The 638-nt window shown below is 63.0% G+C and carries 1 protein-coding gene; it reads left to right on the top strand.

Annotated features, from left to right (window positions below; all coding sequences use genetic code 11):
• On the top strand, positions 1 to 638 hold a 638-nt coding region (locus tag PMI31_RS25425), incomplete at both ends, for a DUF2515 family protein (protein WP_008022288.1).

The following is a 638-nucleotide window of genomic DNA, read 5'->3' as shown; positions in this document are numbered from 1 at the left end:
AAACCCTCTGTGCCGACCTTCAGCGAATGGCCGGGGCGGCTCTGCGAGAACTACTGGCGCGGGTATCAACAACGGGTCGAAAACATCGTGGCGCCGGGCGGCCAGCTGATTGCCGACCCCAAGGCACGCAACCAGGCGATCAATGCCGCCTACGCCGGACTGTGGCGCCACGATCCGCGCTTCCAGTGGGCCGGCCTGGCCGCCTTCGCCTCCAAGCAGGTGGGCTGCGGCCTGCTGCACGCGGCTGAATCGATCGACAGGATCCACGCCGAATACCAGGCCACGGAGCACTTGAAGCACAGTGCCAGGCAAGGACTGGTGGGTTTGCTCAGCCGCAGCGAGTGGGAAAAACGGGCGAAAATACGCGAGTTCGAACAGCGCCAGCGCGACTACGAACAGGCCAACCGCAACAACCCCGTACCGGGCGGCACCCTCGGAGCTGGCGACGGCTCGCTGTCGTACGCACAACGGCTGTATGGGTTCGCGTACGAGATGCTGGCCATGGGCAATACCACGCTGTTCCTGGATGTGTATCCGCTGCATCTGTTCTACAAGGAACGGGGGTTGGCGGCGTTGAAGGATTGTCTGGCTTCACGGAAGAACATCCATGGGAGGGGTGAATATCCGGTGTTGTGGCC

Origin of the sequence: Pseudomonas sp. GM55, assembly GCF_000282395.1 — a bacterium.
GTDB classification, from domain to species: Bacteria; Pseudomonadota; Gammaproteobacteria; order Pseudomonadales; family Pseudomonadaceae; genus Aquipseudomonas; species Aquipseudomonas fluorescens_CC.
Note: the sequence above shows the minus strand (reverse complement) of the source record. Positions and strands in the feature narration are given on the sequence as shown.